The 25530-nt window shown below is 73.9% G+C and carries 23 protein-coding genes; 14 read left to right on the forward strand and 9 right to left on the reverse strand.

Features of this window, described 5'->3' with window-relative positions; translation table 11 throughout:
- The first annotated feature begins 83 nt into the window (after positions 1-83).
- The 3 genes from ACIA8F_RS21415 to ACIA8F_RS21425 all read left to right on the forward strand — a co-directional run bounded on the left by ACIA8F_RS21415 (position 84) and on the right by ACIA8F_RS21425 (position 4323).
- Complete coding sequence (locus tag ACIA8F_RS21415) at positions 84-1616, forward strand: SDR family oxidoreductase (RefSeq protein WP_399380841.1); 1533 nt, start codon at positions 84-86, stop codon at positions 1614-1616.
- Between the two features lie 239 nt (positions 1617-1855).
- Entirely contained in the window at positions 1856-3289 is a 1434-nt protein-coding gene (locus tag ACIA8F_RS21420) for a cryptochrome/photolyase family protein (protein WP_399380843.1), read from the forward strand.
- A 35-nt stretch (positions 3290-3324) separates the two neighbouring features.
- On the forward strand, positions 3325-4323 hold the full coding sequence (locus ACIA8F_RS21425; RefSeq protein WP_399380845.1) for a MerR family transcriptional regulator: 999 nt from the start codon (positions 3325-3327) through the stop codon (positions 4321-4323).
- Here the strand turns inward: ACIA8F_RS21425 and ACIA8F_RS21430 are convergent.
- Positions 4265-4840 (reverse strand): RNA polymerase sigma factor, encoded by a 576-nt coding sequence (locus ACIA8F_RS21430; RefSeq protein ID WP_399380846.1) that lies wholly within the window; start codon positions 4838-4840, stop codon positions 4265-4267. The genes ACIA8F_RS21425 and ACIA8F_RS21430 overlap by 59 nt on opposite strands.
- 235 nt (positions 4841-5075) lie before the next feature.
- Between ACIA8F_RS21430 and ACIA8F_RS21435 the strand changes: the two genes are divergently transcribed.
- The 4 genes from ACIA8F_RS21435 (at position 5076) to ACIA8F_RS21450 (ending at position 9721) form a co-directional block, all read left to right on the forward strand.
- Positions 5076-5738, forward strand: coding sequence for a histidine phosphatase family protein (locus ACIA8F_RS21435; RefSeq protein ID WP_399380848.1), 663 nt, complete (start codon positions 5076-5078; stop codon positions 5736-5738).
- A gap of 87 nt (positions 5739-5825) precedes the next feature.
- On the forward strand, positions 5826-7418 hold the full coding sequence (locus tag ACIA8F_RS21440) for an APC family permease (RefSeq protein WP_399380850.1): 1593 nt from the start codon (positions 5826-5828) through the stop codon (positions 7416-7418).
- 71 nt (positions 7419-7489) lie between these two features.
- Positions 7490-7918, forward strand: a complete 429-nt coding sequence (locus ACIA8F_RS21445) for a universal stress protein (RefSeq protein WP_399380851.1) — start codon at positions 7490-7492, stop codon at positions 7916-7918.
- A 276-nt stretch (positions 7919-8194) separates the two neighbouring features.
- Positions 8195-9721, forward strand: coding sequence for an FUSC family protein (locus ACIA8F_RS21450; RefSeq protein WP_399381013.1), 1527 nt, complete (start codon positions 8195-8197; stop codon positions 9719-9721).
- On the opposite strand, the gene ACIA8F_RS21455 is transcribed toward ACIA8F_RS21450, so the two are convergent.
- Entirely contained in the window at positions 9695-10720 is a 1026-nt protein-coding gene (locus tag ACIA8F_RS21455; RefSeq protein ID WP_399380853.1) for a LuxR C-terminal-related transcriptional regulator, read from the reverse strand. The genes ACIA8F_RS21450 and ACIA8F_RS21455 overlap by 27 nt on opposite strands.
- Before the next feature lie 136 nt (positions 10721-10856).
- On the opposite strand from ACIA8F_RS21455, the gene ACIA8F_RS21460 reads away from it, so the two are divergent.
- From ACIA8F_RS21460 to ACIA8F_RS21470, 3 genes are all read left to right on the forward strand, one after another.
- Complete coding sequence (locus tag ACIA8F_RS21460; protein WP_399380854.1) at positions 10857-11141, forward strand: hypothetical protein; 285 nt, start codon at positions 10857-10859, stop codon at positions 11139-11141.
- Between the two features lie 220 nt (positions 11142-11361).
- Positions 11362-12519, forward strand: coding sequence for a nitric oxide synthase oxygenase (locus ACIA8F_RS21465; RefSeq protein WP_399380855.1), 1158 nt, complete (start codon positions 11362-11364; stop codon positions 12517-12519).
- A 55-nt stretch (positions 12520-12574) separates the two neighbouring features.
- On the forward strand, positions 12575-13663 hold the full coding sequence (locus ACIA8F_RS21470) for a lactonase family protein (RefSeq protein ID WP_399380857.1): 1089 nt from the start codon (positions 12575-12577) through the stop codon (positions 13661-13663).
- A gap of 103 nt (positions 13664-13766) precedes the next feature.
- Here ACIA8F_RS21470 and ACIA8F_RS21475 read toward each other — a convergent pair whose 3' ends face one another.
- Positions 13767-14681 carry a sirohydrochlorin chelatase gene (locus ACIA8F_RS21475; protein WP_399380859.1) on the reverse strand — a complete coding sequence of 305 codons (915 nt, stop codon included), beginning with the start codon at positions 14679-14681 and terminating at the stop codon, positions 13767-13769.
- Between the two features lie 187 nt (positions 14682-14868).
- Positions 14869-15555 (reverse strand): uracil-DNA glycosylase, encoded by a 687-nt coding sequence (locus tag ACIA8F_RS21480; RefSeq protein WP_399380861.1) that lies wholly within the window; start codon positions 15553-15555, stop codon positions 14869-14871.
- A gap of 182 nt (positions 15556-15737) precedes the next feature.
- Here ACIA8F_RS21480 and ACIA8F_RS21485 point away from each other — a divergent pair, with 182 nt between their 5' ends.
- The gene (locus ACIA8F_RS21485; RefSeq protein WP_399380862.1) at positions 15738-17399 is read left to right on the forward strand and encodes a von Willebrand factor type A domain-containing protein; all 1662 of its coding nucleotides are present in this window, start codon (positions 15738-15740) and stop codon (positions 17397-17399) included.
- Between the two features lie 40 nt (positions 17400-17439).
- Here ACIA8F_RS21485 and ACIA8F_RS21490 read toward each other — a convergent pair whose 3' ends face one another.
- Entirely contained in the window at positions 17440-18531 is a 1092-nt protein-coding gene (locus tag ACIA8F_RS21490; RefSeq protein WP_399380864.1) for a WD40/YVTN/BNR-like repeat-containing protein, read from the reverse strand.
- A gap of 214 nt (positions 18532-18745) precedes the next feature.
- Between ACIA8F_RS21490 and ACIA8F_RS21495 the strand changes: the two genes are divergently transcribed.
- Both ACIA8F_RS21495 and ACIA8F_RS21500 read left to right on the forward strand, forming a co-directional pair.
- Positions 18746-19846, forward strand: a complete 1101-nt coding sequence (locus tag ACIA8F_RS21495; protein WP_399380866.1) for an NADH:flavin oxidoreductase/NADH oxidase — start codon at positions 18746-18748, stop codon at positions 19844-19846.
- Between the two features lie 118 nt (positions 19847-19964).
- A complete protein-coding gene (locus ACIA8F_RS21500; RefSeq protein ID WP_399380867.1) occupies positions 19965-20312 on the forward strand; it encodes an ArsR/SmtB family transcription factor in 348 nt (115 codons plus the stop codon).
- A 28-nt stretch (positions 20313-20340) separates the two neighbouring features.
- Here the strand turns inward: ACIA8F_RS21500 and ACIA8F_RS21505 are convergent, their stop codons facing one another.
- Complete coding sequence (locus ACIA8F_RS21505) at positions 20341-21696, reverse strand: FAD-dependent oxidoreductase (protein WP_399380869.1); 1356 nt, start codon at positions 21694-21696, stop codon at positions 20341-20343.
- Between the two features lie 52 nt (positions 21697-21748).
- A complete protein-coding gene (locus ACIA8F_RS21510; RefSeq protein ID WP_399380871.1) occupies positions 21749-22402 on the reverse strand; it encodes a DUF305 domain-containing protein in 654 nt (217 codons plus the stop codon).
- A gap of 85 nt (positions 22403-22487) precedes the next feature.
- Between ACIA8F_RS21510 and ACIA8F_RS21515 the strand changes: the two genes are divergently transcribed.
- A complete protein-coding gene (locus tag ACIA8F_RS21515; protein WP_399380872.1) occupies positions 22488-23969 on the forward strand; it encodes an LVIVD repeat-containing protein in 1482 nt (493 codons plus the stop codon).
- A gap of 54 nt (positions 23970-24023) precedes the next feature.
- Here the strand turns inward: ACIA8F_RS21515 and ACIA8F_RS21520 are convergent, their stop codons facing one another.
- Both ACIA8F_RS21520 and ACIA8F_RS21525 read right to left on the reverse strand, forming a co-directional pair.
- Positions 24024-24662 carry a TetR/AcrR family transcriptional regulator gene (locus ACIA8F_RS21520; protein ID WP_399380874.1) on the reverse strand — a complete coding sequence of 213 codons (639 nt, stop codon included), beginning with the start codon at positions 24660-24662 and terminating at the stop codon, positions 24024-24026.
- 37 nt (positions 24663-24699) lie between these two features.
- The gene (locus ACIA8F_RS21525) at positions 24700-25437 is read right to left on the reverse strand and encodes a phosphatase PAP2 family protein (protein ID WP_399380876.1); all 738 of its coding nucleotides are present in this window, start codon (positions 25435-25437) and stop codon (positions 24700-24702) included.
- Positions 25438-25530 lie beyond the last annotated feature (93 nt).

Below are 25530 nucleotides of genomic sequence, written 5' to 3' on the forward strand. Positions count from 1 at the left end.
CGCATCCGATCCGGCGCGCCGCGGCGAATCGGAAGGTGGGGGCGGAGGTACGGAAGATCAGGGCGCGAAGAGCGGAGACAGTCATGACGGGCAAGAACTGCCTGGTCACCGGGGCCACCGGCTATATCGGCGGACGCCTCGTACCCGACCTCCTGGACGCCGGGCACCGGGTCCGCTGCCTGGCCCGCACCCCGGAAAAACTCCGCGACCACCCCTGGGCCGGGGACGCCGAGATCGTCCGCGGGGACGTCACCGACCCCGCGTCCCTCGCCGGGGCGATGACCGGCATCGACGTCGCCTACTACCTCGTGCACTCCCTCGGCACCGGATCCGGCTTCGAGGCACGCGACCGCGACGCGGCCCGGGCGTTCGCGGACGCGGCCCGCGCCGCCGGGGTCCGCCGCATCGTCTACCTCGGCGGCCTCACCCCCGCCGGCATCCCCGTCCGCAGCCTCTCACCGCACCTGCGCTCCCGCGCCGAGGTCGGCGAGATCTTCCTCGCCGGATCCGTTCCGGCGACCGTGCTGCGCGCCGCCGTCGTCATCGGCTCCGGGTCCGCCTCCTTCGAGATGCTGCGCTACCTGACCGAACGGCTGCCCGTCATGGTCACCCCCAGCTGGGTCGGCACCCGCTGCCAGCCCATCGCCGTCCGCGACGTGCTGCGCTACCTCGTGGGCAGCGCTGGCATGCCGCCCGAGGTCAACCGGGCCTTCGACATCGGCGGGCCCGACGTGCTCACGTACGAGGAGATGATGCGCCGCTACGCCACCGTCGCACGGCTCCCCGCCCGCCTCATCCTGCGCGTCCCGATGCTCACCCCGAGGCTGTCCAGCCACTGGATCGGCCTGGTCACCCCCGTGCCCAGGGCGCTGGCCCGGCCGCTCGCCGAATCCCTGCGGCACGAGGTGGTGTGCGCGGAACACGACATCGCCGTCCACGTCCCGGACCCGCCGGGTGCGCCCATCGGCTTCGACGAGGCCCTCGCGCTGGCCCTCCGGCGGATCCGCGATGCGAAGGTCACCACCCGCTGGTCCTCCGCCGCGGTCCCCGGCGCGCCGAGCGACCCGCTGCCCACCGACCCCGACTGGGCCGGCGGCAGCCTCTACACCGACCGCCGCGAGCTGACCGTCGGGGCCCCGGCCGCGGAGCTGTGGCGGGTGGTGGAGGGCATCGGCGGGGAGAACGGCTGGTACTCCTTCCCGCTGGCCTGGGCCGTACGGGGCTGGCTGGACCGGCTCGTCGGCGGAGTCGGCATCCGGCGCGGCCGCCGGGACGCCGCGCGGCTGCGGGTGGGGGACTCCCTGGACTTCTGGCGGGTGGAGGAGATCGAACCGGGCCGGCTGCTGCGGCTGCGCGCGGAGATGCGGCTGCCGGGGCTCGCCTGGCTGGAACTGCGGGCCGACCCGCCGTCCGCGGGGGAGTCCGGATCCCGCTACCGCCAGCGGGCCCTGTTCCATCCGCGCGGCCTGCTCGGCCACCTCTACTGGTGGAGCGTGTCCCCCTTCCACGCCGTCGTCTTCGGCGGCATGGCCCGCAACATCGCCCGCGCGGCGGAGCGGGCGGACGCCTCCGGCAAAGCCGACGCCTCAGGCAAAGCCGACGCCGATACGGCGTAGCCCGCCGCGCACAGGGCGCACCAGGGGTGCCGAATACCGGTGCCCGGCCGGGCGCACGACGGCATGCGCCGCAGGCGGCGGCGCCCCCTAAGGCCCAGCCCCGGGCGTCGGGGCCCAGCCCCGGCCGGGCCCCGACGCCCCCATCGCACCGCGCGGCAGCGCCCCGCATCCGGGAACGGGGTCGGTGGCGAAGTAGGGCATGACAGACCTCCCCCCATCCCCCACGCGGAGCGAATCCCATGAACGTCGCGGTGGTCCTCTACACCTCCGATCTGCGGCTGCACGACCATCCGCCGCTGCGGGCCGCCCTGTCGTCCTCCGCGCAGGTCGTGCCGCTCTTCGTGCGGGATCCGGGGGTCGCCGCCCCGCCCAACCGGCTCGCCTTCCTCGCCGACTGCCTCGCCGGCCTCGACGAGGGGCTGCGCTCCCGGGGCGGTCGGCTCGTCGTGCGGTCCGGCGATCCGGTCGCCGCGACCATGGCCCTCGTCCGGGAGGCCGATGCCGACGAGGTGCACATGGCCGCCGGGGTCAGCGCCTACGCCCACGCCCGCGAGGAGCGGCTGCGCGAGGCCCTCGAAGCGGAGGGCGTGCGGTTCCACGTCCACGACGCCGTGATCACCGCGGTCGCCCCGGGGGCCGTCACTCCCACCGGGGCGAACGGGTCCGGCCACTTCGCCGTCTTCACCCCGTACCACCGCCGCTGGTCGGAGCACCCGCTGCGGGCCGCCGCCGCGGCGCCCCGGACCGTCCAGGTGCCCGACGGGATCCGCTCCGAGCCCCTGCCCGAACGGGCAGCCGTCACCGGCACCTCCCCGGGCCTCGCCCCCGGCGGCGAGCCGGAGGCGCGCCGGCTGCTGGCCCGGTGGCTGCGCTCCGGCATCGACCGCTATCCCGAGATCCACGACGACCTGGCCGGCGACGCCACCTCCCGGCTCTCCCCGCACCTGCACTTCGGCACGCTCTCGCCCACCGAGGCCGTCCATCGTGCCCGCGCCGCCGGCGGTCCCGGCGCGGAGGCCTTCGTACGGCAGCTGTGCTGGCGCGACTTCCACCACCAGGTGCTCGCATCCCGGCCCGCGGCCGCCGCCGAGGACTACCGGGACCGCGGGGACCGCTGGCGCACCGGTCCCGCCGCCGAGGAGGAGATCCGGGCCTGGAAGGAGGGCCGCACCGGCTATCCGGTCGTGGACGCGGCCATGCGCCAACTGGCCCACGAGGGCTGGATGCACAATCGCGGCCGGCTGCTCGTCGCGAGCTTCCTCACCAAGACCCTCTACGTCGACTGGCGGGTCGGAGCCCGCCACTTCATGGACCTCCTCGTCGACGGGGACCTCGCCAACAACCAGCTCAACTGGCAGTGGGTGGCGGGCACGGGCACCGACACCCGCCCCAACCGGGTCCTCAACCCGGTGCGTCAGGGCCTGCGGTACGACCCCGACGGCGGCTACGTCCACCGCTGGGTCCCGGAGCTCGCCGGGCTTTCCGCCCCCCGCGTGCACGAGCCCTGGCGGCTCCCCGGCCTGGAACGGGCCGCCTACGACTACCCCGACCCGCTGGTCGGCCTGGCCGACGGCCTCGACCGGTTCCGCCGGGGCCGCGAAAGGGATCCCGGACCGGCGGACGGACCTGACCGACCGGCGCACCGACCGGCGGACGGGCGGGGCTCCGGGTGAGCACCCGGAGCCCGGCAGCGTCGTACCGTGGAAGCGTGGAGTCCGAACCCCCGCAGCCCCCGCCCCCTCCCGTCGCCCTCACCACCGGGGCCGTCGCCCGGCGCCTCGGGGTCTCGCCGACCACGCTGCGCTCCTGGGAGCGCCGCTACGCGATCGGCCCGTCCCGCCGCGAGGAGGGCCGGCACCGGCGCTGGACGCCCGCGGACATCGCCCGGCTGGAGCTGATGTGCCGCCTCACCGCCCAGGGCGCACCCCCGTCCGAAGCCGCCCGGGTGGCCCGGGGGGCCGCCCCGGACGGCCCGGCCGCAGCCGAGCCCCCCGCCACCACCCCCGGCGGGCCCCGCGCGCTGCGCCTCGGGGACGTCCGCCCGGAGTGCAGGGGGCTCGCGCGGGCCGCCGTACGACTGGACGCGCCGGCCGTGGAGGACCTGCTGGAGGCGGTGCTCGCGGAGCTGGGCCCGGTGACGGCCTGGGAGGAGGTCATCGCGCCGACCCTGCACGCCGTGGGCCGCAAGTGGGCTTCGGCGGGGGAGCGTTACGTCGAGGTCGAGCACCTGCTGTCCTGGTACGTCTCCGCGGCCCTGCACCGGATCCGGCCCGCCCCGGAGCCGTTCCCGGCCCCGCCCGTGCTGCTGGCCTGCACGCCCGGGGAGCAACACAGCCTGCCGATGGAGGCCTTGGCCGCAGCCCTCGCCGAACGCGCCCTGCCAGTAAGGATGTTCGGCGCGGCCCTGCCCGCCGACGCGCTGTGCGAGGCCGTCCGGCGGACGGGTCCGCGGGCCGTCGTCCTGTGGGCGCAGTCCCGTACGACCGCGGACGCGGCGCTCGTCAGGTCGGTGGCGGGCATCGAGTGGGGGCCGCGCGGCGCCCGCGGCCACTCGGCGCTGCTGCTCGCCGGGCCCGGATGGGGCGGTGCGGCCGCGGCCCCGCCCGCCCGCGCCGAGCGGCTGTTCGGGCTCCGCTCGGGGCTGGCCGTCATCGAATCGCTTGTGGGACCCCGAGCTCCGGGCACCGCTCCAGGGACTGCCGCATGACGTGCAGCGCCCGCCGCATGTGGCTCTTGACGGTGCCCAGGGGGATCCCGGTGCGGTCCGCGATCTGGGACTGGGTCAGGTCCGCGTAGAAGGCGAGCCGCAGCACCCGCTGTTGCGCGGACGGCAGCCGGGCCAGCTCGCCGAGCAACAGCACCCGCTCCACGGCCCGTTCCGGACCCGGCACCGGTTCCGGCCGCGCCTGGGCGCACACGCGCGCGGCCGCCTCGGCCGCCCGGGCCCGCCGGGTGCGGGCCTCCAGGGCGTCGGCCACCTTGTGCCGGGTGATGCCGGTCAGCCAGGCCCCGAGGCCGCCCGGCCCGGGCCGGTACCCGCCGCGGCCCCGCCACGCGGCGAGGAAGACCTGCTGGGTCACGTCCTCGGCCTCCCGCTCGTCACCGATCGAGCGCTTGGCGAGCGCGTGCACCAGCGGCCGCCAGCGCCGGTAGACCGCTGCCACGCACTCCTCGTCGCCCGCCGCGAACCCCGCCGCGAGCCGTGCGTCGTCCTGGTCGTCCATGCCCCGAGCCTCGGGGGAACGACAGCCTCCGCCAACTTGCACTGTTTCCGCACCGTTTTCGATTCGATTCGGCCCGGCCTGCTTTCCGCCCGATCCGACCCGGCCGGCGAGACCGGCGAGGCCCGACCCGACGGCTTGATGCCTCCCCGCCCGGGGTCCACCAGCGGCCGCGTCAGGTACACCCAGGCGGCGGCCCGTCCGGCGCCGACATGCCGCAGGCGCTAGGGTCCGAAGGGTGAGCGACCTGCTGCTGGTGAGGCACGGCGAGACCGCCTGGAGCGCGACCGGACGGCACACCGGGCGCACCGACGTCCCGCTGACCCCGCACGGGGTCGAAGAGGCCATCTCGCTCTTCGCGTACTTCCGGGACAAGCACCCGGCCCTGGTGCTGACCAGCCCGCTCCGCCGGGCCGCCGCCACGGCCGAGCTCGCCGGCCTGAGCGGGGGCGTCACGGACCCCGACCTGTACGAGTGGGACTACGGCGGCTACGAGGGCGTCACCACCGCCGAGATCCAGCGCGAGCACCCCTCCTGGTCGCTGTGGACCGACGGGGTACCGCCCGGGGACGCGGAGCACCCCGGCGAGAACGCCGCCCAGGTCGGCGCCCGCGCCGACCGGGTGCTGGCCCGGGTGGCCGGGGTACTGCGCGAAGACCGGGGCAACGTCGTCCTGGTCGCCCACGGGCACCTGCTGCGCGTGCTGACCGCCCGCTACCTGGGTCTGCCGCCCGAGGCCGGGCGGCTCTTCATGCTCCGGACGGGCACCTTCAGCGCACTGTCCACGGAGCACGGCCTGCCGGTCATCGCGAGCTGGAACTCCCGGCCCTGGGGCGTGCGGCATCCGGGAACGCCGACCCCGGGGACGCCCGCCCCCCAACCGGAACGACCGCCCCAGTAGGGATCCCCCGGGCCGGCCGGGCCCGCTCGTCCGCAGCGGACGGCCCCCCGCCTCGCGCGCGGCCGCCGTCTGCGTGACGATGCGTACATGGCCCACGATGGCTCGGACGGCGCTCCCCCTGAGCCCCCGGAACCGGAACCGGGAGCGAGGCCCGTCACGGACCGCCCCGGCACCGCCGGCACCGACGGCACCGACGCGGAACCGGGACTCAAGGCCAACGCGATCGGCTTCCTCGACGCGCTCGTCATCGGCCTGAACTCGACCTCGCCCGCCTACTCCCTGGCCGCGGTCATCGGACCGATCGTCGCGCTCGCCGGAATCTACGCGCCCGGGGTCATGCTGGCCTCCTTCGTCCCGATGCTGCTGATCGCCGCCGCCTTCTACTACCTCAACAAGGTCGACCAGGACTGCGGGACCACCTTCTCCTGGGTGACCCGCGCCATGGGCCCCTGGGCGGGCTGGCTCGGCGGCTGGGCCATCGCGATGACCGGCGTCCTCGTCATCGGCTCGCTGGCCGACGTGGCCGTCCACTTCGGACTGCTCGCCGCCGGACTCGACGGCTGGGCCGCGAACGAGGCGCTGCGCCAGGGCCTGACCGTCGTCGTGATCCTGGCGATGACCGCCGTCTGCGTCATCGGCACCGAGATGTCGGCCCGGCTCCAGGACGTCCTGATCCTCGCCCAGGTCTTCTTCCTGCTGGTCTTCGCCGTGGTCGCCCTCTACCGCGTCTACGCCGGCACCAGCAGCCTCGACGGCACCAGACCCGCCATCGAATGGCTCAACCCCTTCGGCGCCGGCGGCGCCGCCCTCACCGGCGGACTGCTGCTCGGCGTGTTCATCTACTGGGGCTGGGAGTCGGCGGTCAACCTCACCGAGGAGGTCGAGAACTCGGCCACCGCACCCGGCAAGGCCGGCATCTGGTCCACCGTCGTCCTGCTGGTGACGTACCTGTCCGTCGGCTTCGCGGTCGTCGGCTACGCCGGGACGACGTTCCTCGCGGAGAACGCCGGCGAGGAGGAGGCCGTCTTCGCGGTCCTCGCGCACGAGGTGATGGGCGGCTGGGACTGGGTCGTCCTGCTGGCCGTCTGCACCTCCGCCCTCGCCTCCACCCAGACCACGATCATCCCCGCCTCCCGCACCGCCCTGTCGATGGCCCGCCGGCACGCGCTGCCGCCGCACCTCTCGCACATCCACCCCCGGTTCCGCACCCCGGACGTGAGCACCTGGTGGGTGGCCGGCATCGCCATCGTCTGGTACCTCGCCGTCAACCAGATCAGCGAGAACGCCCTCCTGGACTCCCTGACCGCCCTCTCCCTGCTGATCTCCTTCTACTACGCGCTCACCGGCCTGGCCTGCGCCGTCTACTACCGCCGCCACCTGCTGGAGAGCGTGCACAACTTCCTGCTGATCGGCCTCGGCCCGGTGGTCGGCGCCGGCCTGCTGGCCTGGCTGCTGGTGCAGTCGGTCGCCGACATGTCCGACCCGGAGAACTCGGCGAGCGGCGTCTCCTGGTTCGGCCTCGGCCCGCCGCTGGTCATCGGGATCGGCATCGCCGTCGTCGGCGTCCTCGTCATGTGCTTCTGGCGGATCAGGGACGGCCGGTTCTGGCAGGAGCGGCGCGGCGTCGCCGACCCGGCCCTCGTGCACGCGGTCAGGAAGCCCCGAAGCCCCGAGGCGTAGCCCCCCGTAGCCCCGTAGCCCCGTAGCCCCGTAGCCCCGCACCACCGGCCGGAAGCCGGAGAGGAGCCCCGATGTCCGTCGTCCTCGGGTACGACGAGTCGCCCGGCGCCGAGCGCGCCCTGCACGTGGCCCTGGAGGTGGCCGCCGCCTTCGGCGAGCCGCTCGTCCTCGTCTACGGGGCCGCCGCCCCGGGCCCCACCGGCGAGGAGTACCGCGCGCACCGGGAGGCCGTCCGGGAGGCCGGCCGCAGCGCACTCGCGCGGGCCGTGGAGGCCGCCGACGAGGCAGGAGTCCCGTCCACGGTCGTGGTGGCCGACGAGAAGCCGGCCCAGGCGCTGCTCGCCGCCGCCGAACGGCACGACGCCCGGGTGATCATCGTGGGGAGCTGGGGCGACAGCCCGATCCGCGGGGCCCTGCTCGGATCCACCCCGCACAAACTCCTGCACCTCTCCCCGGTCCCGGTCCTGTGCGTCCCGACGGAGCACGCCGCCGGAGACTGACCCGCCGGGCGGGTCCGTTGGTCTGCTCCTGGCCGAAGATCACGCTTTCTGAGATGCCAATGGCCCAGTGGGAGCGGGCCGAGTTGAGCCATTGCCCCTGCGGATGCTTATCTGTGTCCTATCCATGTATCTACGGCGCCACGCAGCGCCGGACGGCAACGAGGCCGCTCCGGACCGTGGCGCCTTCGCCGTGCCCGTGTACCGCCCACCACCCCCGGGCAGACGCGGGTCCGGCGGGTTCCATCGCAAGGGGGGCGGCACACCGCCGTGAAGAGGATGTTCGTGGCTCCGGATCCGGGGCGCGCAAGACTCAGGAACGCGTCGCGGGCCGTCATCGGCGTCGCCCTCGCGGTGGCCGTGGCCGAGCTCTGCGGGCTCTCGCTCGTCGCCTCGATCACCGGGGGACTGGCGGCCCTGCTCGCCCTCTTCACGGTGACCGACTCGACCGTGCACGACCAGCGGGTGACCACCGCCCTGCTGCCGGCCGCCGGCTTCCCCGTGCTGGCCCTGGCCACCACCCTGCACGGGCTACCGCTCGCCCGCGACGCGGTGTTCGTCGCCGTGGTGTTCGCCGGCGTCTACGCCCGCCGCTGGGGGGTGCGCGGCCACGCCCTCGGGATCTTCGCGTTCATGAACTTCTTCATCACGCAGTTCCTGCACGCCCGGCCCGGGCAGCTGCCCGAGCTCTACGCGGCCGTCGGTCTGGCCCTGCTCTCGGCCGCCGCCGTGCGGTTCGTGCTGTGGCCCATCGAGCGCCGGGTGCCGCCCGCCGCCGTACCGCCCGCGGCGCCCGGGACCGGGCTGGCCCGGCCGACCACCCGCCAGGCCTTCCAGGCCACCGCCGCCTGCGCGGTCGCACTCGGCATCGGCCAGGCCCTGTCGGAGGACCGCTGGTACTGGGCGGTCGGCACCGCCTGGTGGATCTTCGTGAACACCGCCTCGCGCGGTGAGACCCTGGTCCGCGGCTTCCGCCGGGTGCTCGGCACGGTGTTCGGGATCGGCGCGGGCCTGCTGATCGCCATCCCGCTGCACGGGGCGCCGGCGCCCACGGCCGTCCTGGTGGCCCTCTGCGTCTTCGGGATCTTCTACACCGCCGCCGTGTCATACAGCTGGATGATGCTGGCCGTGACCGTGATGGCCGGCCTGCTGTACGGACTGCTGGGCGTGCTCCACCCGGGGCTGCTCGTGCTGCGCCTGGAGCAGACGGCCGTCGGTGCGGTGTGCGCCGGGCTGGCCGTGATCCTGGTGTTGCCGGTGACCACGCACGCGACCAACGACATGTGGATCCAGCGCTCCCTGCGCTGCGTGCGCACCTGCACGGCCGAGGCCGCGGCCCGGCTCGCCGGCTCACCGGTCGCCGACCCCGCGCCGCACGCCGCGGAGCTGGAGCTGTTCCTGGGCCGTGTACGGCTCTCCCTGGCTCCGCTCGTCCACCCGCTGAGCCCCTACCGCGGCCGCAAGGCCAGGGCCCGCCGGGTGCTCGCGCTGCTCGACGAGTGCGCGGTGGAGGTCCGCGGGCTGGTCGCGGTGGCGGCGGACCCGGACGCGAGCCACGACGCCCGGCTCGCGGCGGCCTGCTGGCGCGTGGAGGCGGCCGTGGAGGCCCTGCTGACGCCGGAAGCGGAACGCGCCGCGGAGGCGGAGCTCCGGCCGGCCGCGACGGCCCCGCACCCCGCGCGGGTGCACCCCGCGAGGGCCGTCTCGGGGCCCGCGCTGGCGCACCTGCACGGTCTGGAGCGGCTCCTCGCCCAGCTCGACGGGCCCCTGCGCACCGCGTCACGCTCTCCGCTGGTCGGCGCCTGACCCCCGCGTCCCGGGCACGTCCCGGGCGGCGTCGAGGACGCCGGCCTTGGCGAGACTGAAGCCGAGTTCGGCCCTGCTCCGGCTTCCGAAGCGGGCCGAGGCGCGTTTGATGTGCGCGCCGATGGTGCGGGTGCTCAGACCGAGCCGTTTGGAAATGGCCTCGTCCGTATGCCCCCGCACCATGAGTTCGAGGATCGCGTGCTGGATTTCGTCGGTGAGCCGGGGAGGGCGGTGTCCCGTCGAGTCGAACTCGACGGGGACCGCCCGTTCCCACACGGCCTCGAAGGTCTTCGTGAGGTACTGGATCAGGCCGGGTTCGCGGACTTCCAGCGCGTACGGCTCCTTTCCGCCCTCGGCGAGCACCGCGATGAACGCGGCCGACCGGTCGCACACGATCAGCCGCTCGAAGCGCTCGCCCACCGTCCGCACCTCGGCGCCCTCCTGGGTGACGCGTTCGATGTGGGCGAGCGTCGGGCCGTGCGCGCGGACCGTGTGCCCGTAGACGGTGCGCTGGCGGACCCCCCGGCCGGCCAGGGCGAGATCGCGGGGCAGGGCGTCGGCCAGGGCGCCGGAGGGGCGGCCGCCCTCGGGGTGCGCGCTGAGCAGCTCCTCCGAGCAGGCCTCCAGGGCCCCCTGGACGGCGGTGTCGATGACCTCGCGGCCGATCAGCGGCTGGACGTGGGCCTTGTGGCGCTGGCGTTCGTGCCGGTAGACGGCGTCCAGCGGGGAGAGGGAGGCGATCAGCGCGTCGAGTGCGGCCCGCTGGTCCAGGATGGCCCGTCTGATCGGGCGCGCGAGGGTGATCGCGGCGACCGAGGGCGGCACCGGGAGGTGCTCGGGGGAGCCCTCCAGTTTCCGCAGCAGTCCGAAGGCGACCAGGCATCCCGGAACGTCCTGCGACAAGCCGCCCTCGCGTAAGGCCCTGCGGTATCCGGCCGCGCAGTCGCCGCATATCGACGTGCAGCCGTCCATGTCGGGATGTGCGGTGTTGGTGTTCATCTGGGCCCCCTTCTTGTTCCGGCAATGCAAGATCAGGATGCCCCGGCCGGTTGGCCCGGCGGGAGCGGAAGGGCAGGATCCTTCCTGCCTGGTGATCGCGAAATGACCCACATGACCGGTGGCGGGAGTGGCGACGGTGAAGCGAGACATTCGTTCCGAGCGCGGGATCGCGCCGGCGGGGCCGACCGGGGCGCCGGACTTGCTGGCGCAGGCGCGCAAGGTGCTGGAAGAGGCGTACGGCTCCGACGGGCAACTCGCACGGGTGGCGCTCCACTTGATCGACTGCGCCGCCGACGTCTCGGCCCTGCTCTCCCGGGAAGACGGTCTGGAGGCGGCCCGCGAGGCCCTGGGCTCCGCCCGCTCCGCGGTGGTCGCGGCCACTGCGGCGGTACGCGTGGTCCACGACGAGGCGCGCGCCTGAGCGGTCCCGTGCTGCCGCGGATGGTACGTCCCCCCAAGTCCCGTCCGCAGGCTGATCGGTGAAGATCACACGGAGGAGTGTTCCGGGCGCGCCTGGCGTACGGCGCTGACCTGCGACGTGTACAACGGGTGATTGTTCATTGCACATTCATCCGGCACGGCGCCCGTTCAGGGCGTGCGGGGTGGACCTGGTCGGATCGGACAGGGGGTAACCGCCCGGAATGGGAATACTTCAAGAGTGCTCCAGCACCGCTCAGGTGTGGGAGGCGGCCGAGGAGTTCATCCGGCTGTTCCACAGGGAGCGGGCGGGCGGTGCGGACGCGCGTGATCCGCGCGAGCGGCTCGCCGCGGTACGGGCCGAACTCGCCGAGACGGGTACGTACCGGCACACTCCCGAGGAGCTGGAGCACGGCGCCCGCGTCGCGTGGCGCAACAGCAACCGCTGCATAGGCAGGCTGTACTGGAACTCGCTGCGCGTCCGCGACCGCCGCGGGCTCACCGACGCCGACGGGATCGCCGAGGAGTGCTTCGAGCACCTGCGCGAGGCCACCAACGGCGGCCGGGTCCGGCCCACCATCACGGTCTTCGCCCCCGACGCCCCCGGCCGTCCCGGCCCCGTCATCTGGAGCGAACAGCTGGTCCGGTACGCCGGTTACGGCGACCACCCCTCGATAACCGTCGGCGACGCCCGCAACGCCGAACTCACGAGCGCCCTGCTCGCCCTGGGCTGGTCCCGCGGCCCGGGCACCCCCTTCGATCTCCTGCCGCTGGTCGTCCAGGGGGTCGACGACAAACCCCGCTGGTTCGACGTCCCGCCGGACGCCGTGCTGGAGGTGCCCATCGAGCACCCCGACGGAGCGGCGGGCGGTGACGCCTGGTCGGACTGGGGCCTGCGCTGGCACGCCGTACCGGCCATCTCCAACATGTGCCTGGAGATCGGCGGCATCCACTACCCGGCGGCTCCCTTCAACGGCTGGTACATGGGCACCGAGATCGGCGCCCGCAACCTCGCCGACACCGACCGCTACAACCTGCTCCCCGCGGTCGCCCGCCGCATGGGCCTCGACACCGCCAGCGACCGTTCCCTGTGGAAGGACCGCGCCCTCGTCGAGCTCAACCGGGCGGTGCTGCACTCCTTCGACCGGGCCGGGGTCACCATCGCCGACCACCACACGGAGTCCCGGCGCTTCCTGACCCACCTGGAGAAGGAGGAGCGCAAGGGCCGGGACGTGGGCGCGGACTGGTCCTGGATCGTGCCCCCCATCTCCGGGTCGGCGACCCCGGTCTTCCACCGCACCTACGAGGACCGGCCGAGCTCGACCGCGTACGTCCACCACTCCGGCGCCCAGGAACGGGCCCAGGGACGGGATTTGGTCTAGACCTTCTGTTACCGTCGCTCCTGAACGGATCCGGAACGGCGGAGAGGGGCCTCCCGTGGGCGACGCGGACAGTGGTGTGGGCGGTACCGACCGTACGGCCGACAGCGGCGGACACCTGGCCTGGATCGGCTCGTTCACCTCGGGGGGCGGCCGCGGTGTCATCACCGCGGCCGTGGATCCGGCCACCGGAGCGCTGACCCCGCTCTCGGCCACGGACGCCGTCGCGGAACCCTCGTACCTGGCCCACGAACGCCGCACCGGCGTGCTGTACGCGGTGAGCGAGGCCGAGGACGGCGCCGTGGGCGCCTTCCGGACCGGTGCCGCGGGGCTCGTCCCCCTCGGCGCGGCCGTCCGCGTCGGCGGCTCCGGCCCCACCCACCTCAGCGTGGCCGGCCGCCGGCTGCTGACCGCCAACTACACCTCCGGCAGCGTCAGCAGCCTCCCGCTCGCCGACGACGGCTCGATCGGGGAGCCCGCCGCCGTACTGGCCCACCAGGGCTCCGGCCCCGACGCCGGCCGGCAACGGGGCCCGCACGCCCACCAGGTGCTGCCCGCCCCCGGCGGCCGCTGGGTGCTCAGCGTCGACCTCGGCACCGACTCGGTCCGCGTCTGCGCGCTCGACCCCGCCACCGGAGCCCCGCAACTCCACGCCGAGACCGCGCTGCGAGCCGGGACCGGCCCCCGGCACCTCGCCTTCCACCCCTCCGGCGAGGTGGTCTACGTCCTGCACGAGCTGGAGCCCCAGCTGACCGTCTGCCGCTGGAACGGCGAGGCCGGCGAGCTGGAACCGGTCGCCGAGGTTCCGCTCGCCTCCACGGGCGCTCCAGGGGCCGCACGGGCCTACCCCTCGGCGGTCGTGGCCTGCGCCGACGGCCGTTTCGTCTGGGCCGCCGTCCGCGGAACCGACACCATCGCGACCTTCTCCCTCGCCGACGGCGCGGAGAAGCCGCTGCTCACGAGCACCGTGCCGTGCGGCGGGACGTGGCCGCGCGACCTCGCCGCCGACCCCTCGGGGCGCCGCCTGTACGCGGCCAACGAGCGCTCCGGCGACGTCACCTGGTTCGACGTGGACCGGGCGACGGGAGAGCCGCGCCGGGCCGGCTCGGTGGCCGTGCCCGCCGCCACCTGCGTGGTCTTCGGCTGATCCCCGTACCCGCACCGTACGTACGAGGGCCCGCGCCCCGGCTCGTTCGATTCGGAACGGTCCGGGGCGCGGGCCCTCGTACGTACGGCATGAGCCGGGGAGGTCAGTGGGCGGCGGCGCCCTGGGTGATCCCGAGCGCGGCGGAGTACTGCGCGACGGCCAGCTTGCCGAGCGCGGGGTACGCGCCGAGCACCTCGGCGGTGCTGCAGCCGGCCTCCTTGCAGGCGGTGTCGAGGAGCCCCTCGGCGGCCTCCGGGCCGACCAGGTACGGAGCCAGCGCGAGCTGCGTGGAGCCCTCGCGGCGGAGCTGGTCGGCGATCGCGGCCACCGAACCCTCCTCGTCCAGCGCGGCGGCCATGACCGGCACCGCGAGGCGGGCGGCCAGCAGCATGCCGGTGATGCCCGCGGCCTGCACGGCCTCCTCGCCACCGGTGGTGGCCAGGACGATGCCGTCGGCGGCGGTGGTCACGCTGAAGAGCCTGGCCCGGTCGGCGCGGGCGAGCCCGGCCTCGGACAGCCGCACGTGCAGCCCCTCGGCGAGCAGCGGGTGCGGACCCAGCGGGTCGGCGAGTTCGGCGGCGGCCGAGGAGTCCATCAGTGCCTGGCGCATGCGGCGCAGCAGATCCCCGTCGGGGCCGGCCAGCAGGGGAACGACCACGGCGTCCGGCCCGGTCGGCGCGGGCACCTCCTGACCTGCGGCGCGGGCGGACTCCGCACGCGCGGCGCGGTCACGGGCGACGGTGGTCAGCACGCCGGACAGGGACGGGAACTCGGTGGCGTCGTCACCGTCGAGGAAGCCCACCCGGGCGTCCAGGCCGGGCAGCTCGGAGCGGCCGATGCTGATGATCTCTTCCGCGAGCCCCCGCGAGGCGGCCGAGGGGGCACCGGGCACGGCGAGCACCAGCGCGGGCGCGCCCTCGGGCGCCACCGCGGGCTCGGGCCGGCGGTGCCGTCCGGTCTGGCGGGGTCGCGGCATTCGTACGGGCAGGCCATTTGCGGGCCCAGTGGGGGAGCTCATGGCGCCGCATGCTACTGGTTTATCGAAACCGGGTGTTCGGGCAGGGCCTTCTCCGGCGGCATCTGTCCGTATTTATCCGAGGAATGTCAGATACCGAACCGCTTTTCTGTCACCGGTCGGTCACTCAGCTCACTCGGCTCACTCGGTCACATCGCTCGCTCAGCTCACCCCGCCACCGCCCTCGTGGTCACCCGGCGGAGGGGAGCCGCCAGTCCACGGGCTGCGCACCCTGACGGACCAGCAGGTCATTGGTCCTGCTGAACGGCCTGGAGCCGAAGAACCCGTTGTCCGCGGACATCGGGGAGGGGTGCACCGACTCCACGGCCGGCAGATCGCCCAGCAGCGGCCGGAGGTTGCGGGCCTCGCGCCCCCACAACACCGACACCAGGGGCTTGCCGCGGGCCGCGAGCGCGCGGATGGCCTGCTCGGTCACCGCCTCCCAGCCCTTGCCGCGGTGGGCGTTGGGCTTGCGCGGGGCGGTGGTGAGCGAGCGGTTCAGCAGGAGCACGCCCTGCCGGGTCCACGGGGTCAGATCGCCGTTGCGGGGCTTGCCCGTGCCGAGATCGGCGTGCAGTTCGCGGAAGATGTTGTCGAGGCTCGGGGGCCACGGGCTGACTTCGGGGGCCACGGAGAAGGAGAGGCCGATCGCGTGCCCCGGCGTCGGGTACGGATCCTGCCCGACGATCAGCACCTTCACCTCGTCGAAGGGCTGTTGGAACGCGCGCAGCACGTTCGCCCCCGCGGGTACGTAGGTCCTGCCCGCCGCGATCTCCGCGCGCAGGAAGTCGCCCATCGCGGCGATCTGCGCCGCCACCGGCTCCAGAGCCCGGGCCCAGCCCGGCTCCATGATCTCGTTCAACGGTCGTGCTGCCACGGTCGATCACTCTACTGGCCCAGTCCGGCGCCCGGTGCCACCCCTCGCTTCCCCACCGGGCCCGCGGCGCCCCCTCGGCCGGCCGTTGTCGCTTCGATACCTGTTCGCAACTGGTTCGATTGCTCCAACTCCCCGTCCCGGACGTCCCATTCAGCACCGACGACGTTCGAGGGAGAGACCGCATGGAGCCCCACGAGGACCGCACACCCGGCACATCCGCCACATCCGGCGCACCGCACGCACCGCGAACGCCCGGTACGGCCCGCACGCCCGGCACCTCCGGCGCGTCCCGCAGGGACCGCCCGGCCCGGTGGAGAACCCACGGCAGACTGGCCGCCGCGCTCCTCGCCGGCGGCCTCCTGCTGGCCGGCTGCGGAAGCGGCGGCCCGAACCGCAGCGCCGACGGGGAGTGGAAGGGGGGCGACTCCAGGCCGCGGCCGTCCGCCGGCCGCCCCGGCCCGGAAGCCACGGAAGGGGAGAACGACGGGCGGCTCCCGACCGGACCGCCCGCCGACTACCTCTCCACCTTCGCGCTCGACGTGGACACCGCGAGCTACGGCTACGCCCGCCGCACGCTCGCGGACGGAAAGCTCCCCGACCCGGCCACCGTGCGCCCCGAGGAGTTCGTCAACAGCTTCCGGCAGGACTACGAGGAGCCCGACGGAGACGGGTTCTCCGTCACCGTGGACGGAGCCCGCACCACCGAGGCGAACTGGTCGCTGGTCCGCGTCGGGCTCGCCACCCGCGTCGGCAACGGCGGTGCGGACGGCGCCGAGGCCCGGCCGCCCGCGGCGCTCACCTTCGTCGTGGACGTCTCCGGTTCCATGGCCGAACCGGGCCGCCTCGACCTGGTCCGCAGCTCCATGGGCCTGATGACCGACCGGCTCCGCGAAGACGATTCGGTCGCCGTCGTCACCTTCAGCGACAAGGCCCGGACCGTGCTCCCGATGACCCGCCTCGAAGGCCACCGGGACCGGATCCACGAGGTGATCTCCGCACTGCGCACCGCCAATTCGACGAACGTGGAGGCCGGGGTCACCCGCGGGTACGAGGTCGCGGTCGCGTCCCTGCGGCCCGGGGCCACCAACCGGGTCGTCCTGCTCTCCGACGCCCTGGCCAACACCGGGGCCACCTCCGCCACCACCATCCTCAACCGCATCGGCGAAGCCCGCACCCGGCACGGGATCACCCTCTTCGGCGTGGGCGTGGGCAGCGAGTACAACGACGCCTTCATGGAGCAGCTCGCCGACCGGGGCGACGGGCACACCACCTACGTCTCCGACAAGGAGGGCGCCCGCAAGGTGTTCTGCGAGGACCTCCCGGCGCAGGTTCAGCTCCGGGCACGCGACGCGAAGGCACAGGTCGCCTTCGATCCGCAGACCGTCGAACGGTTCCGGCTCATCGGCTACGACGACCGCCGCGTCGCCGACGACGACTTCCGCAACGACGCCGTCGACGGGGGAGAGGTCGGCTCCGGCCACTCCGTGACCGCCCTGTACGCGGTCCGGCTGCGGCCCGGAGCCACCGGCCACCTGGCGACGGCGACCGTGCGCTGGCTGGACCCGCGCACCCGGGCTCCGCACGAGGAGTCCGGCCGGATCGAGGCGGCCGCCTTGTCCGGCGAGGTGTGGACCGGCGCGTCCCCGCGCTTCCAGGTCACCGCCCTGGCCGCCTACTTCGCCTCCGCCCTGCGCGAGCGCGACGGCGGCTGGGAGCGGGTGCCGGGCGCCCTCCCGCTGGGGACCCTGGCCGGGCACGCGGACCGGCTGGCCGGGAGCACCGAGGACCCGGCCGTACGGGACCTCGCGCAGGCGGTGCACCAGGCCCGCGGGCTCACCGGCTGAGGGACGGGAACCGGGTGACGCGGCTACGGGCCGCCGTGGCCTAGCCGCTCAGCACGGCGGCCCGTACGCACAGGACGTCGGGGAGGTGCTCGGCCAGCAGCTGCCAGCTGTCCCCGTCGTCGTGGCTGGCGTACAGCTCGCCGTTGCGGTTGCCGAAGTAGATCCCGGCCGGGTCCGCGTCGTCGGTGCAGAGCGCGTCGCGCAGCACCGTGCCGTAGTGGTCCCCGGCCGGGAGCCCCTTCGTCAGGGGCTCCCAGGTCGTGCCCGCGTCCTGGGTGCGGAAGACCCGGCAGCGGTGTTCCGCCGGGACGCGGTCGGAGTCGGCGTTGAGCGGGAAGACGTAGGCGGTGCCGGGCCGGTGCGGGTGGGCGGCCACCGCGAAGCCGAAGTCGGAGGGCAGGCCGGAGCCGATGTCCGTCCAGCGGGTCCCGGCGTCGTCGCTGCGGTAGACGCCCCAGTGGTTCTGCAGGTACAGCCGGCCGTTGTCGCCCGCGTCCTGGGCGATCTTGTGCACGCACTGGCCGAACTCGGGGTCCGGATCGGGCAGGAACACCGCCGAGACCCCGTGGTTGGACGGGGCCCAGCTCGCCCCGCCGTCCGTGGTCCGGAACACCCCGGCCGTGGAGACCGCCACGGTGACCAGGTCCGGGTCGCCCGGGTCGGTGATCACCGTGTGCAGGCCCTCGCCACCGCCGCCGGGGACCCACTTGTCCCGGGTCGGGTGCTCCCACAGGGGGCGGACCAGCTCGAAGGACTCGCCCCGGTCGGCCGAACGGAACAGGGCGGCCGGCTCGGTGCCCGCGTAGACCACCCCGGGGGCCTCGGGGCCGGCCGGATGGAGCTGCCAGACCCGCTCAAGGGAGGCTCCGGTGTCCTCGGGGAACTTCACGGCGGCCGCGGCGGGCTCGTGCCAGGTCGCGCCCAGGTCGTCGGAGCTGAAGACGGACGGGCCCCAGTGGCTGCTGTCCCCGGCGGCCAGGAGTCGGGGCGCGCCGCCGCGCCGGTCGATGGCGACGGCGGAGACCGCCTGGGCATTGAACTGAGGTTCGCCGAATTCCCAGGTGCCGCCGGAATCCCGGCGGCCGATGAACAGTCCCTTGCGGGTCCCCGCGAGCAATACCACGTCGGTCATGGCCGACACCTCCGGACGTCTTTGTCCTGCACGGCACCTTCCCGGCCAGTCTGCACCCGGCCACTGACAGCGGCGGGCCGCCGCGCGCAGGCCCGCCGCACGCCGGCCCGGTCATACGAGAGGTCTCGTACTACGAGAGATTTCGTAGTACGGTGAATCTCGTACTTGGCGACCGGTTCCCCGGTCCGCTTCCAGCCGCCTCCGGAGAGCCCTCATGAGTGCTGCCCCCGCATCCTTCGCCGCGCTGTTCCAGCCGTGGACCATCCGCTCGGTCACCATCCCGAACCGGGTGTGGATGGCCGCGATGTGCCAGTACAGTGCCGAGCCCTCCGGCCCGGACGCGGGCACGGCCAACGGCTGGCACTTCGCGCACTACGCGGCCCGCGCCACGGGCGGCACCGGCCTGATCGTCCAGGAGGCCACGGCCGTCTCCCCCGAGGGGCGGATCTCCCCGTACGACCTCGGCATCTGGAACGACACCCAGGTCGAGGCGCTGCGCCGGATCACCTCCTTCGTCACGGCCCGGGGCGCGGTCCCCGGCATCCAGCTCGCTCATGCAGGGCGCAAGGCCTCCACCGACCGCCCCTGGAAGGGCGGGCAGCCCGTCGGGCCCGAGGCGCACGGGTGGCTGCCCAGCGCCCCGAGCCCCGTGCCCTTCTCCGCGGACCACCAGGTCCCGCACGAGCTGACGATCAGTGAGATCCAGGACGTGGTCGAGCAGTTCGCGGCCGCCGCCCGGCGCTCGCTCGCGGCCGGCTACCGGGTCGTCGAGATCCACGGCGCCCACGGATACCTGCTCGGCGAGTTCCTCTCCCCGCACAGCAACCGGCGCACCGACGCCTACGGCGGCTCCTTCGAGAACCGCATCCGCCTCGCCCTCGAAGTCACCGACGCCGTACGGGCGGTGTGGCCCGAGGAGCTGCCGCTGTTCTTCCGGATCTCCGCCACCGACTGGCTGGAGGAGGACGGCTGGACCGCGGACGAGACCGTACGGCTGGCCGGGCTGCTCGAACAGCACGGCGTGGACCTCCTCGACGTCTCCACCGGCGGCCTCGCCCCCGGCGTGACGATCCCGGTCGGTCCCGGCTACCAGGTGCCCTTCGCGGCCCGGGTCAAGGCCGAGACCACCCTCCCCGTCGCCGCCGTGGGTCTGATCACCGAGCCGGAGCAGGCCGAGAAGATCCTGGCCAACGGCGAGGCGGACGCGGTCCTGCTGGGCCGCGAGCTGCTGCGCGACCCGTTCTGGGCCCGCCGCGCGGCCGCCGAGCTCGGCGCGGAGATCCGTACGCCCGACCAGTACCACCGGTCCTGGTGAAGCGGTGCGGTGCGGGACGGGGGTCCCGCACCGCACCCGCCGTTCGGCTCCGCTCCTACGACGGTTCTCGTACGATGGAGGCGAAGACCAGGGATCGCCCAGCGAGTGGAGTACGGACATGACGGAACGTGACGCGACCCGTGTCCTCGCCCACCCGGAGGCCGCCGAAATCCGGCTCGAAGGGGTCCTGCACGCCCTCTCCGACCCGGTCCGGCTGTCCATCGTCCGTGATCTCGCGGCCACGGAGGCCGAGTTGGCCTGCTCGTACTTCGAGCTCCCGGTCACCAAGTCCACGACCACGCACCACTTCCGAGTCCTGCGCGAAAGCGGTGTGGTGCGCCAGTGCTACCGCGGCACGGCCAAACTGAACGGGCTGCGCCGCGCCGAGCTGGCGGAGCTGTTCCCCGGGCTCCTCGACGGGGTCCTGGCGGCGGCCGCCGCGGAGCAGGCGCGCGACGGGAACTGAGGCGGGCGGCCCGACCCGGCCGCGGGGGTCAATCCGTGCCGCCCGCCGCCGCCAGCAGGCCCGCCCAGTCCGGGATCTTCACGGAGCGCCGGCCCAGGGACCGCCCCAGCTCCGCCTCCGCCGTCTCGATGGCCAGCCATCCGGGCCACCGGACGGGACGCAGCCCGGCCGCCCGCAGGGCCTCCAGCGGGTCCCGCTCGCGGTCGCGCCGGGCCAGCGCCCCCGCGTCCTGGAGCAGGGAGGAGGCCGTCTCCTTCGCGCAGGGCCGGTTCGTGCCGATGACCCCGGTCGGGCCGCGCTTGATCCAGCCCGCCACGTACTCGCCGACGGAGGCCCGGCCCTCCCGGAGCACCCGGCCCGCCGCGTGCGGGACCGTACCGCGCCGCTCGTCGAAGGGCAGCCCGTCCAGTGGGACGCCCTGGTACCCCACCGAGCGCAGCACCAACTGCGCCGGGACGTCCTCGTGGACCCCCGTGCCGGTGACGCCGCCCAGGCCGTCGGGGGCCGTCCGCTCGAACCGCATCCCGGTGACCCGGCCGTCCGGGCCGCCGAGCACCTCCACCGGCCGCAGGAAGAACCGCAGCGCGATCCGCCGGTCCCCGCCGCCCGCCGGGGCCGCCGCCCAGCCGCGCAGCACCTCCACGTTGCGCCGGTTCACCGCGGGCAGGGCCGCGCCCGGGTCCGCGTACGCCGGGTCGAGGGCCAGCTCCGCCGGGTCGGCCAGGGCGTCCACGCCCGGCAGTGTGCCCAGCTCGCGCAGCTCCTTGGTGGTGAACTTGCCCTGCGAGGGCCCGCGCCGGGCCACCATGTGGACCGTGCGCACCCCGCTGGCGCCGAGCGCCCGCAGGGCGGGCTGCGGCATGTCGGTGGGGGCCAGCTCCGGTACGCCCCGGGCCAGGATCCGCGTCACGTCGACCGCCACGTTCCCGGCGCCGACCACGATCGCGGAATCCACCCCGGGCAGCCCGAAGGCCTCGGCCGCGGCGTCCGGATGGCCGCTGTACCAGGACACGAAGGCCGTCGCGGAGTGCACCCCGGCGAGCTCCTCGCCGGGGATGCCGAGCATCCGGTCCCGGGCCGCGCCGACGCAGTAGACCACCGCGTGGTACAGCTCCAGGAGCCGGGCGGTGGGCAGGGCGTGGCCGCCGACCTCGATGTTCCCGAGGAAGCGGATCCGCTCGTCCTCCAGCACGGTGCGCAGGCTGCCCTGGAGGGACTTGATCTTCTCGTGGTCGGGGGCCACCCCGTAGCGCACGAGCCCGTACGGAGCCGGCAGCCGGTCGAGGACGTCGACCCGGATCCCCGGTACTTCGCGCTGCTGTACGAGTGTCTGGGCGGCGTACACCCCGCTGGGGCCCGATCCGACGACGGCGATACGAAGCACGGCGGAGCTCCTCCCGCAGGTGTTCCCAGCATGACACCGGGTGCCGGGGCCGTCAGCCCATCGCGCGCATCCGGTGGATCTCGGCGCTCTGGGTGGCGGCCACCTCGTTGGCCATCTCCTCCACGGCGGCGTTGTTGCCGGCGGCCAGGACCTCGCCGGTCATCTTCAGGGCGCCTTCGTGGTGGGCGGTCATCAGGGTGAGGAAGAGCCGGTCGAACTCCGGCCCCCTGGCCGCGGTCAGCTCCGCCAGCTGCTGCTCGGTGGCCATGCCGGGCATGGCCGCGTGGTCGTGGCCCCCCGGGGCGGCGGTGGGGGCCGGGTTGCGGGCCGCCCATCCCTGCATCGCGCCGATCTCGGGCTTCTGCGCGGCCGCGATCCGCTCGGCGAGCCGCTTGACCCCGTCGGCCGAGGCCCGGTCCGGGGCCAGTGCGCTCATGGTCAGGGCCTGCCCGTGGTGTTCGATCATGTTGCGCACGTACGCCCGGTCCGCCGCGTTGGGGGAGTCGTCGGGCAGCTCCTTCGCCGCCTGTCCGGGGGAGAGGGTGCGGGCCTTCTCGCCGGGTTTGCCGGGAGCGATCACCCCCGGCCCGCCCTCTGCCCTGCTGTCCGTACCGCCGCCGTCGCTGCAGCCGGCGAGGGGGAGCAGGAGCCCGAGTGCCAGGGCCGCTGCGACGATTCGCCCGAGTGAGACTTTCGCCATGTCCATGCAAAGGACCATACTGCCGGGGTCCGCGTTCCGTTCCCACCACGGGCGGAACCGACCGGACCCATGGGAGGGCACAGTGACCTCGATGCACACCAGCAGAGCGCGGCGCACATCCCTGGGAGTGGCCGCAGCAGCGGCCGGACTCCTCACCTCGTTACTGGCGGCCGGACCCGCGGCCGCCACCCCCGACCCGGGGGACCTGCTCCCGGGCGCGGGGGCGCCGCGGAGCGCCGCCACCGCGCCCGGCGCCGGACGGGAGTTAGCCCCCGGGGAGATCCCCGGCCAGGACGAGATCGTCCACAGCCGCAACATCAAACCCCTGGCCAACATCCCCGGTTCCGACCCGAACCAGATCAACTCCGACATGGCGTTCCAGGGCAAGTACGCCTATGCGGGCAACTACAACGGCTTCGTCATCTATGACATCGGCAACCCGAAGGCCCCGAAGAAGGTCACCGAAGTGCTCTGCCCCGGCGGGCAGAACGACATATCGGTCGACGGAGACCTGCTCTTCCTGTCCACCGACTCCTCGCGCAGCGACGACTCCTGCAACAGCGTCTCGCAGCCGGCGACGGAGAAGTCCTCGTGGGAGGGCATCAGGATCTTCGACATCAAGGACAAGAAGAACCCCAAGTACGTCAAGTCCGTGGAGACCCCGTGCGGTTCCCACACCCACACGCTCGTGCCGGGCGGCCGTGAGGACTACCTCTACGTCTCCTCCTACAACCCGAGCGAGGCGTTCCCGGACTGCCAGCCGCCCCACGACGGCATCTCCATCGTGAAGGTGCCCAAGAAGAAGCCGACGCAGGCCGCGGTCGTGGCCTTCCCGGTCCTCTTCCCGGACGGCGGCAACCCGGGCGCCCCCACCAACCCGGGCGTCTCCAAGACCACGGGCTGCCACGACATCACCGTGCTGCCCTCCAAGGACCTCGCCGCGGGCGCCTGCATGGGCGACGGCATCCTCTTCGACATCAGCAGGCCCGAGGCGCCGCGCGTCATCGACCGGGTGCAGGACAACGTGAACTTCTCCTTCTGGCACTCGGCCACCTTCAACGAGCGCGCGAACAAGGTGGTGTTCACCGACGAGCTGGGCGGCGGTGGCGGCGCCACCTGCAACGAGGCCACCGGACCCGACCGGGGAGCCGACGGCATCTACGAGATCACCGGCCGCGGCGACCAGCGCAAGCTCGTCTTCAAGAGCTACTTCAAGATGCCGCGCCCGCAGTCCGACACCGAGAACTGCGTGGCCCACAACGGCTCGCTGATCCCGGTCGGCGGCGGCCGCGACATCATGGTCCAGGCCTGGTACCAGGGCGGCATCTCCGTCTGGGAGTTCACCGATTCCACCAGCCCGAAGGAGATCGCCTACTTCGAGCGGGGCCCGCTGACCACCGACAAGCTCGGCCTCGGCGGCTCCTGGTCCGCGTACTACTACAACGGGCACATCTACTCGAACGACATCGTCAAGGGCCTCGACGTCCTGCGGCTCGACGACTGGCGCACGGACAGCGCCAAGTGGGTGCGGCTGGACCGGCTCAACGTGCAGACCCAGCCCGACTATCACTAGCCCGCCGACCCGGCCCTACTGCCGTCGACGCACCGACCCGACGGTTCCGAAGCGCTAGCGGGGCGAGGGGAACGTTCCGCCGGGCGGTCCACCGTCCGGCGGAACACCCAGCTCCCAGTCCAGCCCGTACCGCTGGAACAGCTCGGCCCGCAGCCGGGCGGCCGGCATCGGCGCCCCGGGCAGCAGCACCGCCACCACCGCGCCCATCAGCAGTGCCCGCAGCAGCGGGTAGTCGGTGTCCGCCTCCGCCGATCCGTACCGTACGACGGTGTCCCGCAGCAGCTCCGCGAGCCGCTGCTGCTCGGCGCACTGGACGAAACCCTCCGCCTGCAGGATCCCCGCCATGTGGGTCCGCATCAGCCGGGGCTGGTCCATGGCCAGCCCGAGGATCGCGTCGATCGCCCGGGCCATGCGCTCCCGCCCCGCATCGGGCCCCTCGGGCCGGGGCTCCCGCTCCAGGGCCGCCGCCAGCGTGAGGTGCATCAGCCGGTGCACGGCGGACTGGAGGAGCTGGCGCTTGCCCGGGAAGTAGTAGGACACCAGACCACGGGCGGCTCCTGCCCGGTCGGCGATGTCGCCGAGGGTGGTGGCTTCGAAGCCGCGCTCCGCGACGAGCTCGACCGTGGCTTGCAGCAGTCGTTCCCGGGAACGCCTGCGCAATTCTTCATTGACCGATGCGCTGCGCGGGGACATGCTTGCTCCTGCGTTGACTGGCTCGCGGCCAGTATACTCAGCGCACCGGACCGCCTGCTCTGGGCGACACGGGGGATCGCCCAGAGCAGGCACCGTCCGAGACCGGAACCGCGACCGTGAACATCACGAGCACCGCGCCCAGCAACCAGCCCGCCAGGACGTCTGAGAACCAGTGGACGCCCAGGTAGATCCGGGTGAAGCCGACCCCGAGCACCGAGACCGCGGCCAGGAACAGCGCCGCCGACAGGGCCGGACGGGACCGCGCGAGCGGGCGCGGGAACGCCACTGCGTCCGCCCGCGCCGAGCCTCGTGCGAACAGCCACACGAGCAGGCCGCACACCACCGTCGCCGTCAGCGCGTGGCCCGACGGGTAGGAGGCGTAGTCCGCGGAGTCGACGGGATCCGGCCATACCGGCCGCTCCCGGCCCACCAGAAACTTCAGCCCCTGACTGACCACCGCGGCCGCGAGGACGACCAGGGCGATCCGCAGCGCGCACCGGCCCCCGCCCCGCCACCACAGCCACAGACAGGCCGCGCCGGCCAGGGCCCGCATGGTCCACGGATCCCACACCCAGTCGGTGAGCACCCGCATCACCCGGGTGCCCCCGGGGTGGGAGACGGCGTGGGAGTGCAGCCCCCGCGCGATCCTGCCGTCGAAAGACAGGAGCGGACCCCACCCGACGGCCACCAGGACCGTCAGTGCGACCGAGCCCAGCAAGGCGGCGACCAGCGCGCACACCAGAGGAGTCCGCAACCGTACGTGATCGCTCCGCATCCGCCGATCCTCGCACCCACGGACGCCGGAGCCCCGCAAGCACGGCACCCCCGCGATCCCCGGCGGACGGCGCTCCTTACCAACGCCAATGGA

The organism is Streptomyces sp. NPDC051563, assembly GCF_044454225.1.
GTDB lineage: Bacteria > Actinomycetota > Actinomycetes > Streptomycetales > Streptomycetaceae > Streptomyces.